This is a genomic window from Pseudoalteromonas caenipelagi, from assembly GCF_013140855.1.
GTDB lineage: Bacteria > Pseudomonadota > Gammaproteobacteria > Enterobacterales > Alteromonadaceae > Pseudoalteromonas > Pseudoalteromonas caenipelagi.
In genome coordinates, this window is the sequence record NZ_JABBPG010000007.1 from 191,788 (window position 1) to 206,491 (window position 14,704).

A 14,704-nucleotide genomic window follows, 5' to 3' on the forward strand; every position below is an offset into this window, starting at 1 on the left:
TGTTTGTATCTGTCCTTTTTATAGGAAAATAAAAAAATTCATATATAACCGCATAAAAACTAATGGAATTATTTTTCGTATAAAAAATTTCATATTTTTTGTCTTCATTTTGCAGACAAAAAGTGTTTTGATATGTAACAAATGTTAAACATTTGTCGTTCCTTAGCTGTATTTTGATTTCGACTGATCTGGGTGTTTTTTTGCACACAATTTGGATGGCTCGTAATCAAGAATGGAATTTTTGACTTCACTAATTTTTATAAAAAGGACGAGTGATATGGTCACCAAGAAGTCGCCTACAAAAGCTAAAGTTAAAGCTAAACCAAATACGCAAAGCAAACCTACATCGTATGAGGATGAACCAATCGCCATTGTAGGCATGGCGAGCCAATTTCCTGATGCTGACAATCTTTACGATTTCTGGAGCAACATTTGCCAGAAAAAAGATTCGATGACCAGTGTCGATGAAAAAGACAATATGACTTACTGGGACAAGGAGGCATATTATGATCCTGACCCGAGTAAAGTTGATAAAACCTATATGTTCAAAGCTGGTTTCATCAAACCTATCGCCTTTGATCCTATTGAGTTTAAGATCCCGCCAGTATTAATCGAGTCAATCAGTACCGCCCAGCTGTTTGCATTACATGTGGCTAAAAAAGCGATTGAAGATGCCAATTTACTTAAAGAAAACAGCTCATTAGATCGCAGCAAGGTGGGTGTTATCTTAGGTGGTGCCGGCAACGGAAATACGGCGTTTTCACTTCTTGCTCGCAACCAAACACCTATGGTTCGCAGTGCGATGGTTAGCCAAGGCATACCGAGCAGCGTAGTGGACAGTGTTGTTGACAAGCTTAACGAGTGCTATATCGGCTGGAACGAAGATAGCTTCCCTGGGTTTTTAGGTAACGTGGCATGTGGTCGTATTGCCAGTTACTTTGACTTTGGTGGCACATCTAACATGGTTGATGCCGCCTGTGGTAGTAGCCATGCAGCAATTAAGTCAGCGGTAAACGAGCTGAGAATGGGAAGCTGTGATGCGGTATTAACCGGTGGTGTTAACCTAGAAAACTCTATTTTCTCATTTTTATGTTTCTCGAAAACACCTGCACTTTCTAAAGCGGGGATCTGCCGTCCGTTTGATGAGCAAGCGGATGGTATGTTGTTAGGGGATGGCGTTGGCTTAGTGGTGCTGAAGCGTCTAAGTGATGCGGTAGCCAATGGCGATAGAATCTATTCAGTGATTAAGTCAGTTGAAGCATCAAGTGATGGTAAGGCTAAAAGTGTGTTTGCACCGCGTGATCAAGGTCAGGTTTTTGCACTCGAGCGTAGCTACAGCAGAACGACGGTTTCTCCAGAAGATATTGAGCTGGTTGAAGCGCATGGTACAGGCACCGCGTCAGGTGATGAAACCGAATTACGTAGCTTAGGCATGGTATTTGGTAATTACGATTTGGCACCGCAGTCGATAGCTGTGGGCAGTATTAAATCTCAAATTGGCCATGCTAGATGTGCTGCTGGTGCAGCTTCGTTGATTAAAGTTTCACAAGCGTTACATCACAAAGTTTTACCGCCGACAATCAATGTCACCAAGCCAAATAAGTTTTTTGCAGATGAGAAAAACCCTTTCTACATCAGTGCCGAAGCAAGGCCTTGGGTGAAAAAAGATAGCAAAAAACCACGTTGTGCAGCAACCAGTGGCTTTGGGTTTGGTGGTACCAACTACCACATCATTTTGGAGGAGTTCCAAGATGAGCACACCGATGCTTACCGTCAATCGATCTTGCCCGAAGTGGTCGTTCTAAGTGCGTCAACACCAGCACAATTGCAACAAGTTGCTGAGCAAGCACTGGCTGATTGGCGCTCTGAGGAAGGAGCCGCGAAATTCCGTGAACATCTGGAGCAACAGAAAATTGCTGTACCGCAAGGCGATGCACGTTTAACGATGGTAACCAGTGATGCGTCACATGCAGCGGGCCTACTTGAAAAAGTATTACCACTTGTGACTAATCAGCCAGATCAAGCGTTTGAGCACCCGCTAGGTGTTTTCTATCGTCCAACAGGTTTGGTTGAAAATAAAAAACAAGTAGCTGCATTGTTCCCAGGTCAAGGTTCACAGTATCTCAATATGGCTCGAGATATGGCCATTGAATACCCTGAATTTAGAGAGTCTTTACGAGTCGCTGATTTAGAGAGCCGCAAAAAGCTTGGCGAGAAGCTCTCTACTGCTATCTACCCTGTGCCTGTATTTACTGAAGAGCAAGAAGAAGCGCTGCATAACAAGTTGCGCCGCACTGAGTTCACTCAACCAGCACTGGGCGCAGTATCTGCAGCGTATTACAAAACCTTGTGCAACATGGGAATGGAAGTTACACGTTTTGCGGGTCACAGCTACGGTGAATTAACAGCACTGTGGGCAGCCGGTGCTATGTCTGAAAGCCAGCTTTATTTAGCATCTGTTGAGCGTGCCTTGTCTATGACAAATGCGCTCAAAGGCAAAGATGAAAAAGGTGTCATGTATGCGGTAGAAGCGGATGGCGAAATTGTAAAGAGTGTTTTAGCTGAGTATAAAAACTTAGTTGTTGCAAACTTCAACTCACCAAAACAAACGGTGTTTGCTGGAGCAGAAGATGAAGCACAGCAAGCCGCACAAAAATTGATTGCAAAACAGCTTAGATGTCAGCAATTGAACGTAGATGCGGCGTTCCACTCACCTTACATTGCCCAAGCACAAAGTGCGTTTTCAGAGGTCTTGAAGTTCATACCGTTCACAGCACCCAAGCACCCAGTTTATGCTAATACGACGGCTAAACCATATAGCGATAAGTCAGCGCAAATGCGTGAGACATTGTCATCGCAGTTAACCAGCTCAGTGCGCTTTGTTGAATTGGTAGAGCAAATGTACGCTGATGGTATCAGAGTGTTTGTTGAGGTTGGTCCAAAAGGGGTGCTAAGTAACCTCGTGAAAAACATTCTGGGCGATAAACCTTTTGCGGTTGTACCCGTTAACCCGTCATCTTCAGCACCAACGGTTGCGCAGTTCTACAAAGCAGTGGCACAAATGGTGTCATTGGGCATCGAGCTTAAGCACATCGACAAGTATCGCTTAAGGCAGCCATTACCTGCCAAACAGTCAGTTATGACGATTTTGCTAGATGGTGGTAACTATGCAACGCCTAAGCGCAGAGCCGTGATGGAAAAGTTACGCGATACTGACGATAGCTTACTTAAAGAATATGTTGACGAACAAGTGCAGCAGCAGGTTGCTGTTGAGCAAGCAAAGCTCGCGCAAACTATTGCACACAAAGAACAAGAGCTTAAACAGTTGCAACTGGCTAACCAAGATTTAGAGCAACAGTTAGAGCAAAAATTACAAGAAGTTAAGTGGGCGGCGAATCAAGCTACACACTCAAATCAAACATCTTCAAATTTAAATCAAAATCAGATCACAAGGGAATTGACCATGTCTCAAAACGACACAAATGCACAGTTCAGCGCCGTTGCTGGACAATTACAAGCTCAACAGCAATTAAGCGACGTACATAGCCAGTTTCAGGCAAACCAACAGCAGTATTTAAACATGTTGACGTCGGTTATCAGTCATCAACAAAATGCATTAAGTGAGTTTCGTAACCACGACAGCTTTAACCAGGTTCTAGGTCATATCGATCACACGCTCAATGTACTTGAGAAGAACCAGACACTTTATCATGTAAACCATGAACAGTACTTCCGTAGCCAGCAAGCGCTATTAGGCAGCGTTGAGTCTAGTGCTGCTGCGTCTGTGTCTGAAATTTCTAATCTTAATACTGCACCGATTGCTCAAGCTGCCCCGGTTGCTCAAGCTGCCCCGGTTGCACAAGCTGCCCCGGTTGCACAAACTGCGCCAGTTGCACAAGCTGCGCCAGTTGCTCAAGCTGCACCGGTTGCTCAAGCTGCGCCAGCGGCTCCTGCTTCAGTAGTATCGGCACCTATTACCTCTGCGCCAGTTGCGCCTGCAACACCTGTAGCGCCTGCTCCGGTAGTTGAAACAGCTGCGCCAGAAGTGGCACCTGCGCCTGCAGCAGAAGCACCTGCACTTGAAGGTGGGGCAATAGATCTAGAGCAAAAATCATACTTTGAGTCGTTGGATATCGATAAGATCTGTAGCCTATTAGTTGAAATCGTAAGTGATAAGACGGGTTACCCGACTGATATGATTGACCCAGATATGGACCTAGAGTCGGATCTTGGTATTGATTCTATCAAACGTATTGAAATCTTTGCTGCATTGTTTGAACGCTTGTGGGGTAAAGATTCAGGCGATGGTATGGATGAAGATGACCTAGACGGTGACGTTAACTTTGACGCTCTGAACACCATCCGCCGCATCGCTGAATTTGCTCATAATTCAATTCAAGAAGTATTAAGTGCCATTGATGGTGGTGCGCTTGACGCAACATCAGAAGCTAAACCAGCTGTAAAACAACAAGCGAAAGAAGACGCTAAAGAAGAAGTATACGTTGCTGATGCTGACGTGAAAAAGAAAACTCAACAAATCGGATTCTTTGTGTCAACTGACACTCAGGAGGGTGCCGTAAAAAAGTCCCAGCTGCAGAGTAAATCTGCAGCGTCCCCCAGTTCAGTAGGCCGTTATGTTGCTAAATTAGAAGCGCTTGCAGCACCTGACCGTATTGCCGTTTTGCCACAGCAAAATCACCAATGGTTAGTGCTGGCAAATACCAAAAAAAGCGTGACGCTGTTTGAAGAAACTTTCAAACAACAGCAGCAGAATATGGTTAGCGTATTGGTTGGTAGTAAAAAGACCAACACGATAAGTGACTTTTACTTAACACAGTGTACAGAAGATGCGGTGAAAGCATTGGTTGAGGATGTTGAGTCTAAGACCAAACGTAAGATTGCTGGTGTGTTATACGTCGCGGACCCAATTAAGCAAGAGTCGCTGGAGCTGTTATACGACCAAGCACAGGTATTTAGCTTAAAAGCACTCTTTATGTTGGCTAAAGTATTACAACCTAAGTTGCAAGCTGAGTCTGCAAAAGTACCCGCTTACTTTTTCACTATTGGTCTAAATGATGGTCAATTTGGTACTAGTGCACAAGGCAAAAGTGGCACCTTAAACAGTGCATTAAGTGGCTTAACCAAATCGTTGAACTACGAGTGGTCAAGCGTTTACTGTCGTCACCTTGATTTGCAGACAAGCTTGAGCAAAAAAGCGATGAACGAAGCATTTGCCAAAGAACTTGCTGACTCTGACCGTACTTTAAGTCACGTTGGTATTAGCAAAGAGCAACGTGCCGCGCTCGTACTTAAGCGTGATGACGTAACGCAACAAACAAGTACACCTGTGCTGAATGAGCAATCGGTGTTATTGGTCAGCGGTGGTGCCAAAGGTATTACAGCTGGGTGTGTGATTGAGCTGGCTAAACGCTACCGTTGTGGCTTTGCGTTACTTGGACGCAGCGAACTAAAAGCACTACCGCAGTGGGCACAAGGTGCAAACGATGATGCCCAGCTGAAAAAGCAAGCGATAGCGTACTTGAAAGCACAGTCTGAGCCGATGACCCCTGCAAAAGTTGATGCGTTGATTCGCTCTACCAAAGGTACGCAAGAAATCCAAGATACCTTAGATGCATTAGCCAAGATAGGTGCGCCAGCACGTTACTACGCAGCTGATGTACAAAGCAAAAAAGCATTGGAACAAGTTGTTGAAAGTGCAGAAAAAGAGCTTGGTACAATTACCGGTGTAATTCATGGTGCGGGTAACCTTGCAGATAAGAAAATTGAACGTAAAACGTTAGAAGATTTTGCCTTAGTGTTCGATACCAAAATATTGGGATTACAGAACATTTTATCACTGGTGGATAAAAGCAAGTTAGAAACAGTGTTGCTGTTCTCATCTGTATCAGGGTTCTTTGGTAATGCAGGACAAACAGACTACTCAATGTCTAATGAGGTACTTTCACGTGCCGCGGATATGCTCAAACGTCAATACCCGAACTGCCTTGTTCGCTCTATAAATTGGGGCCCATGGGACGGTGGTATGGTCAATGATGTTCTGAAAAAAGCCTATGAAAGCCGCAACTTGGTACTGATTGATAAGCCAACAGGGTTTGCTGCGTGTGTCAGTGAATTGGATGCACCACAGCAAAGTGCGACACAGGTGATCATTGGTGGTCGTGCATATCATGCCGACAAAAAACCAATGTCAGTGCAATACAGTGAACCACAAAAAGTAACACGTACTTTGCTTGCTTCGGCAACGCCAGGTCTTACAGATCACCAGGTGGGCGGCAATATCGTGTTCCCAGCAATGTTCTCTTTGCACTGGATGATAGAGCAGAGCCTTAACTTCTATCCAGGTTTCTCTTTAAGTGAAATCAATGACTTTGCCGTGCTAAAAGGCATCGTGTTTGATGGCAAGCAAAGTGATGACTTTGAGTGTGTGATCAAAGCCGATAAGCATCAAGGTAGCAAGCTGAACTTACACTTAGAAGTGACAGGGCTCAAAGATGGTAAAGCTGTTAAGCACTATCAAGCCAGTATTGCGCTGGTTGCTAAGGCAGAAGCCAGCAAAGAACAGCTAGATGCTGCCAAATTGCAAGGCGAAAAGGTTCTACCATTCCCTGTTTATCATAACGGAGTACGTGGCTACCTATTCAGTGGCCCCTCACTGCAAGGTATTGATTATGTAATACAAAATGACGAAAAAGGCATGTTGGTCTGTTGTCAACTTACTAGTCAGCAAGTCGGTCATGGGCAATTCAATGACATTCGACAGTTTAATGGCTTTATCGCAGACATCTTTGTGCAAGTCCCTTATCTGTGGCTTCGTCATCACAAACAAACTGTGGGACTGCCGCTTGGCATACAACATATAGAAAAGCATCGCGATATTAATTTTGACGAGCGCTTTTATGTAGCTGTAGATGTGGTGTCTTGTAATAAGCAAACGCTGCTATCTGATATTTCGGTATACAACGAGCGCCGCGAGTTAGCGTACCGACTTTCAGGGGTCAAGTACACACAGTTAGCGTCGATTTCTGCTTCAGAAAACGCGTTGTTAAAAGGTGTGAGTGAACATGAAAGATAAAATAGCGATTGTCGGTTTGGGGTGTATCTTCCCCGAAGCCGACAACCCAGAGCAACTCTGGAAAGTCTTTGAACAGGGAACCGATGTAACGAGTGAGATCTCTGAGCTAGAGCTCGGGGTATCTCCCGCTCTTTACAAGCACCCAGAAAAAGGCACGATTGATAAGATTGGCTACAGCAAAAATGGCTACGTCAGAAAATCGGACATTGAACTGAACGGTTTTCGCGTTGCAGAGCAAACATTGCAGCAGTTTGATAAAGTGTTCCAATGGACTTTGCATGCAGCAGCTGCGGCATTAAAAGATGCAGGGTGTAGCGAAGTTGAAGAACTGTTATCTCGTACTGGTCTGGTACTGGGTAACATCAATATGCCAACACATGCGGCCAAGCAGTTGGTTAGCCAAATGTATCATGAGATTTTGACACCGCATATCCAAACGCTCATTGGTCGTGAAGACTTTGCGTTTAGTAAATATTGGCAAGGTCATGACTGGTCATTTGATAATTTGCTGATTGGTAGTCACAACGCTGTGGTAACAGCCCAAGCGCTGGGCTTGCAGGGTCCAACTTATACCATTGATGGTGCATGCTCTTCGGGGATTTATTCCATCAGTCTCGCTTGTAAACACTTACAAGCGGGGGAGGCGGATATCATGCTTGCCGGTGCGACTTGTCAAGCCGACCATATCTATATCAACCATGGTTTCAACGTACTTAAGGCGTTTCCTGATAAAGGGGAAGAGTCTTTGCCGTTTGATAAGCGATCAGGTGGCTTGAAAGCGGGTGAAGGTGTTGGTGTATTAGCATTAAAACGTTATAGCGATGCAAAAGCCAGCGGCGACAAAATTTATGGTGTGATTGACGCCATCGGTCTGTCTAACGACGCTGGTGCTAAACATATGCTAGTACCAGATAGTAAGGGCCAACAATTAGCGTTATCGCGAGCTTACGAGCAAGCGAGTCGCTACCCTGACTATGTAGAGTGTCATGCCACAGGAACACCCGTTGGTGACAAAGTAGAGCTTAATTCTATCGCCAGTTTTTTTGGCGCTGATCGTTTACCAAAAATTGGTGCGAATAAGCAAAACTTTGGTCACGCACTCACAGCTTCCAGTATGGTCAGTATTTTCAAAGTTCTGCTATCTATGCAGCACGACAAAGTACCTGCTACACAAAAAGTAGAAGACTTTGTGGGAAGTGAATCAGGTATATTAACCATCAACTCTGTCGTTCGCTCAGCCATAAAGTGGCCAGCTCAAGGCAAAGGCAAAGTTGCTGGGGTGAACGCTTTTGGTTTTGGTGGCGTTAACGGCCACTTAGTCATTTGCTCTGAAGATGCCATAAAGACAGTGACAGAGGCTGAGCCTGAAAAATCGCCTAGTAGTTTGGCGATTGTTGGCCTTAGTGCTTGTTTACCACAGGTTAAAGAACTTGTTGAACTAGATGCATTGATTGCCCAAGGGGCTGATAACTTTAGCGAGTTACCATTAAAGCGTTGGTCAGGAATTGAGCAGTGTAAGTCATTGTTAGAAAAGTACAATCTAAATGAGCTTCCGACCGGAGCGTTTTTAGATAACTTTATTTTTGACTGCCAGCGTTACAAAATCCCACCCAATGTAGCAGGCTTACACTTGCTTTCTCACTTGTCGCTGATGCCGCTTGCAGAAGCTGCATTTTTAGACGCAGGTTATGAGCGTGATGGCCAAGTGCGCAACATTGCGGTAATCGTTGCAGGTGATGATGATGTTAACAGCTTGCGCTATCAAGCTAGAACAGAAATGGCTTGGCAACTAAAAGATAGTCTAGCCAAAGCAAGCATTGAACTGACAGATGAGGAGTTAAAACGCTTAGAGACGATTACAAAAGATGCGTTATTTCCAGAGCCGACTGTCGAAGGTGTGACGGGCGGAATTGGTAATATTGTATCTAGTCGTATCTCAGCGTTGTTAAAACTCAATGGTCCTGCATTTACCTTGCAGTCTCATGAAAACTCAATTGCTAAAGCCATAGATGTTGCACGCCTGCTGCTTGATGCCGGACAGGTTGATGCTGTCATTGTTGGTGGGGGGAGCTTTGGTGGTAGTGCTGAAGGTGTGATGTTTGCTCACCAACGCTCGCCAATTAATGCCTCGCAGCCAGGTATGCCATTACTAGAAAGTAAAGGGTGGAAACTGGGTGAAGGTGGCGGTGTTGTGGTGCTCAAACCAAGCGATACGGTAACGGATAAAGACCGTGTTTATGCAACGATAGAAGCTTTAAGCTTTACGCAATCGGTTGATAATGGCACGACTTTTGTTCCAGATGCTACATGCATCGCGCAAGCGGCCAGCATGGCACTGGAAAAAGCAGGGGTTGATGTTGAGCAGGTTGAGCTGTTAGAAGTGCATGCCAGTGGTATTGATGCTGAAGATGAAGCTGAAAAACAAGGATTGTTATCGGTTTATGGGGACGCGAGCAAACCTGTAACTGTCTCTAACATCAAACAGCATGTTGGTCATTTACATGGTGCATCTTATATCACCAGTTTGATTGGCACAGCACTTAATTTGTATCGCAGACGCTTGCCTGCAGTGCCACATCTGTCACAACAACAGTCTATATCATCACAGCAGCAGGGTTTAGTGCTACGCCATGAGCAGCAACAGACTGATGCGCTGCGTTATGCCGCTATCAGCGGTATGGGCTTAGACAGAACCTATAGCCATATGATTTTAAAAGCGGCTGATAAGTATGAAGATAAAGGCTTCACTAGCCTATTTGCTAACTTATCCGGTGAAAAGCCAAAAGGGCTATTTAAGACAATTTGGGTGGCCGGAGAAAACACCGTTGCCGAGACTTTAGTTAATGACAGCACGATGGCCCAGTTTGCTCCATGTCGCGCACGTTTTGCACCGCTAGAAGTCAACGTAACTGAAGCGCCGCAACACGATGTTCAGCACGGTGTTGTTGAACAAGCCTCTGCCGCGCCAACAGCATCGGTTACGCAAAATGATGTTCAATTAACTGAGCCAGTTGTTGAAGCTGTTCAGGAGCCAACTCAAGAGAGTACTCAAGAGGATGCTCTGGAATCTATTCAGGCGCACAACGTTGCAGGTCCCACTTCATTACCTAGCACGGTGCAGCACAAGGTGATGTCTCAACTAGCTCAAAATGCCAAAACACATAGTGCTTTTTTACAAGCAATGCGAGCAAGTTATGCGGCAACAGCCACATTGCTGGCCTCTGAGCTTGATGAGCAGCAGCTGCAAAATAGCGCAGCAGAACACTCAGCAGTGCCTGATGCTGTACTTTCAGCAAGCAGTGCAAGCCGAGCGAAAGCGGTATTACTTGACCCGCGCTATGGACGTTTAGCGCCAGAAGTGAAAAACATCCCTGTATCGCCGCGTTCAGCAGCTGCAATGTTTAATGAGCAACAACTGCACGAGATCACAGATGGCTTAATTGCTAATGTTTTGGGGCCTGATTATGCAGCTGCGGATCAATATTCTGTACGTACGCGTATGCCGTCATGGCCATATATGTTTGTATCTCGCATTTTGTCATGTACAGCAGAGCGTGGTCAGTTAAAACCGTGTGAAGTGCATTGGGAATACGACATCTCGCCAGATGACTGGTATGTGGTAAAAGGGCAGGTGCCATCGTTTGTATCGTTGGAATCGTCTCACGCAATGATAGTGGCATTTACGCTGATTGGTTGTGACGAAATGTTCCAAGGACAACATTCTTATCGTGCTGTGAACAGTGAAACCACCGTATATGGAGAGTTCCCTAAACCGGGCGAAATACTCCGTGGTGTGGTACGTATCACCTCATTTAAGAAGATGGGCAACAACGTACTGATTGATTATGAGTACGATTGTTTTGCTAAAGCGGCTAATGGTGCTGAGCGTCATTGCTTTACCTTAGTTGCAGCATCAGGTTTCTTCTATCGTGAAGACTTGCTCAAGCAAAGCGGTAAGAGCATGAACAACAAAGGGGTGTTCTTTACTGCGAAACCTCAGCAAAACCCCATTGATGTCACCAAATTGAGTCAACTGCAAAGCTTTGATAGTACGCAAATCGCGGCATTAAACTCGGGCCTACTGTCACAGTGTTTTGGAGACGGGTATGTTGATAACAAAGCGGTTGCACTGTACGGACCATGTCATCGCATGCTCGATAGGGTGTCTCAGTTTGAACCTCGTGGTGGCGCATGGCAGCTAGGGCAAATGCTCGGGGAAGTAGATATCTCGACCGAACATTGGGTATTTAATGCGCACTTTAAAAATGACCCTTGTGTGCCTGGGACCTTTACCGTTGAAGGATGTCAGCAGCTGTTCTCTTTCTATATGTACTACTTGAAGTTACCTCAACTACCAGGGGTCAAGTTAGTGACTAAATCTGGACATAGTTCATCGGCTAAATTCCGTGGCGAAGTGAAGTTCCAAAACGAAACCCTGTTCTATCGTATGACAATCAAAGACATCAGTGTAACTGAGTTAGCTGCGCATCAAGCTCGCTTGGAGATCACAGCGGTCATTGAGGTGCTATATGAGGATCGCGTGATTGGCTTATGTGACGACATGTATGTGTGTTACGAGGGTGATCTGCAGTCGATATTAACAATGAGAGCGCAAACGGTATGACTATGTTAACGCAAATCAAAGAAAATTTAGCCACACTAGAGTTGCCTTTGGCAGTGTGGTCAAAGCAGTCAACGCGTACCTTGATGCCACTGAACCAGTTGGTGGGGGATCAAATCTCTATCAATGAAGTGGCAGGCATTATCCCAGCTGTAACACCAAACAGCCTAGGTAGCGAGGCATTCAGAAAAACCTATGGTTTGAAGTATGCCTACATGGGGGGAGCGATGGCCAATGGCATCCACTCTGCACAAATGGTCGGCGCGTTTGCCAATGCGGGCATGCTAGGCTCATTTGGTGCGGGTGGTTTAACACTTGAGCGCATCGCGCAAAGTATTGCGCAAATAAAGCAGGTGGTAGGTGATAAAACGTTTGCTATGAACATGCTGCACAACCCCGCTGATCCTGAATGGGAAATGCAGGTCGTGCAATTATGTTTAGATAATGGCGTAAAAGTGGTCGAAGCCGCCGCTTATATTAACTTAACACCCGCTCTGGTTTATTTCCGCTTGAAGGGTGTACAGCTTATCAATGGTCAAGTTGTGCCAGCGCAACGCATCATCGCAAAAATCTCTCGCCCAGAAGTGGCAAGCAAGTTCTTAGCGCCTGCGCCAGATAAGATAGTTGCTAAGTTGGTGGCCAGTGGTCATTTGAGTGAAGCTGAAGCCAAGCTTGGTGAGCAGTTAGCAATGGCTGACGACATCACGGTTGAAGCTGACTCAGGTGGTCACACGGATCACGGCTCGTTAACGTGTATCTTCCCGCAAATGTTGCGCTTAGCAACTCGCTTGCACAAGCAATACGGTTATCAGCAGGTTGTGCGTGTTGGTGCCGCTGGTGGTATCGGTTGCCCTGAGGCCGTCGCTGCGGCGTATGCCATGGGAGCCGCCTACGTGGTGACAGGGTCAATCAACCAAGCGTGTATTGAGTCGGGCACTTCTGATCAAGTACGTGAGATGCTAACTGGGGCAACGATTGCGGATGTTGTGTCGTCGCCTTCTGCGGATATGTTTGAGCTAGGCGCACAAGTACAAACATTGAAAAAAGGCACCATGTATGGTGTGCGTTCGCAAAAGTTATATCAAATCTATAAGCGTTATGACTCATTAGAGCAAATCCCTGAAGCGGAACAACAGCAGCTTGAAAAACAAATGTTCCACAAACCATTGGCGCAAATTTGGGATGACACTAAAGCTTTCTTTGCCAGTCGTAATTTGCAGCGCATAGCAGATTCTGCTGAGCAAGATCCTAAGCGCAAGATGGCCTTGGTGTTTCAGTGGTATTTAGGTCAGTCATCTAAGTGGGCAATTACAGGTGATGCGCAGCGTCGCATCGATTACCAAATTTGGTGTGGCCCAGCCATGGGGTCTAATAATGATTGGTTACAAGACACTCATTTACAGGACGCACCATCACGTACAGTTGAGAGCGTAGCAAACTATCTACTTAACTGCGCTGCATATTTAACTCGCGTAAATATTGCAAAAACACTATCCGTTTCTGGTATCGAACAATGCCAAGACGGAACCTTCCCTATCCGATTACAGCAGTTTAGTGAATTTACTGATGCGCAGTCGCAAAAGGAAGAAATCAAGAAAGATTCTATTCAAGGAGAACAAAAGAAAATGAACACAGTAGTAAATCAAAAATTAGATCTGACTGAATCAAAAGAGTACTTCAAAAAATTATGGGAAGTACTTCCAGGTGGCGCACACTATAACTTCGCAGATCCAGAAAGAGCCTTGATCGTACCATTTGTAAAAGGTAAAGGTTCTCGCGTTTGGGATATGGATGGTAATGAACACCTTGATTTATTCTGTAAATTTGGCGCTTTGTTTGTTGGTCATAACAACGAACAATACAATCAAATCTTGATCGAAAATATGCAGAAGTTAACTTCTGTAGATACCTTCGACCTTGAGTATGAAGTATGCCAAAAGTTAATTGATAATGTCCCTTCAGCTGAGCGCGTACGTTTTAGTTTAAGTGGTACTGAAGCGGTACAAAACGCCATTCGTTTGGCACGTGGTTATACTGGTAAGCCGCGCTTTATTCGCTTCCATGGTCACTACAATGGTAATGCGGATAACGTCATTGGTGGTCGCTTCAACCCTGAAACAGCAGATTTCCCTGTACCTGAAATGTTTAAAGGTGACATGCTAGATACGCTAGGCCGTTTCCCTAACACATTGCAAGACCAAACATTTATGTTGCCTTGGAATGAGCCTGAAATCCTAGAGCGTACACTAGAGCAACACGGTCACGAAATTGCCGCGGTACTTATGGAACCAATCTGTATGAACGGTGGCGGTATTTTGCCAAAAGATGGTTACTTAGAGCGTGCTAAAGCGGCATGTGAGAAGCACAACGTGGTATTAATTTTCGATGAAGTAATCACAGGTGTTCGCTTTGGTCTAGGTGGTGCACAAAAACTACTCGGTGTTACACCACATATCACTACCCTAGGTAAAGCTCTCGGTGGTGGCGCAGTACCAATTTCTGCAATCGTGGGCCGTAAAGACATTATGGACTACTACACCAAAGGTAAGATCATTCATGCGGGTACTTTCAACGGTTATCCTATGGGTCTTGCTGCAATCAAAGCAACATTTGACTTGATTGAGAATGATCCGGGTTGTTATGACCGAATGGGTGGTTTGATGTCGCAAATGGCTGATATTTTCGTTAAAGCTGCACATGCTGCAGACATGCCATTAGTGCTGCAAGGTATGCCAACAGGTATGGTGTTCCACTCTCAGAATGAGTTAGTAGACCGCTCTGAAGGTTACACAGCAAAAGTTAAGATGTGTGACATCATCATTCGTGAGATCAGCAAACGTTACGGCATTCAGTTCTCGCCACTATCACGTATGTATTCAAACTTAATGCTTAACCAAGACGATGTATCGTTCTTCGAAGAGCGTATTTATCCTGCAATGGTTAACGCTAAACAAATCATTGATATCACATTCCCTAAAGGACTTTGATAA

General features: G+C 45.2%; 3 protein-coding genes. All 3 read left to right on the forward strand.

Annotated elements, in window-relative coordinates:
- The first annotated feature begins 277 nt into the window (after positions 1 to 277).
- Genes HG263_RS16145 through HG263_RS16155 form a run of 3 tightly spaced genes read left to right on the forward strand, consistent with a single transcriptional unit; the run spans position 278 to position 14,701 of the window.
- Complete coding sequence (locus HG263_RS16145) at positions 278 to 7,093, forward strand: type I polyketide synthase (protein ID WP_171627120.1); 6,816 nt, start codon at positions 278 to 280, stop codon at positions 7,091 to 7,093.
- Positions 7,083 to 11,717 carry a polyketide synthase family protein gene (locus HG263_RS16150; protein ID WP_171627121.1) on the forward strand — a complete coding sequence of 1,545 codons (4,635 nt, stop codon included), beginning with the start codon at positions 7,083 to 7,085 and terminating at the stop codon, positions 11,715 to 11,717. The genes HG263_RS16145 and HG263_RS16150 overlap by 11 nt, the downstream gene beginning before the upstream one ends.
- Before the next feature lie 2 nt (positions 11,718 to 11,719).
- Positions 11,720 to 14,701: a PfaD family polyunsaturated fatty acid/polyketide biosynthesis protein gene (locus tag HG263_RS16155; protein ID WP_171627122.1), complete on the forward strand. Its 2,982-nt coding sequence runs from the start codon at positions 11,720 to 11,722 to the stop codon at positions 14,699 to 14,701.
- Positions 14,702 to 14,704 lie beyond the last annotated feature (3 nt).

Bases quoted from the DNA above. Each gene is read 5' to 3' on its own strand.
- HG263_RS16145 (WP_171627120.1), top strand. From the start codon at position 278: ATGGTCACCAAGAAGTCGCCTACAAAAGCTAAAGTTAAAGCTAAACCA.
- HG263_RS16155 (WP_171627122.1), top strand. From the start codon at position 11,720: ATGTTAACGCAAATCAAAGAAAATTTAGCCACACTAGAGTTGCCTTTG.
- HG263_RS16150 (WP_171627121.1), top strand. From the start codon at position 7,083: ATGAAAGATAAAATAGCGATTGTCGGTTTGGGGTGTATCTTCCCCGAA.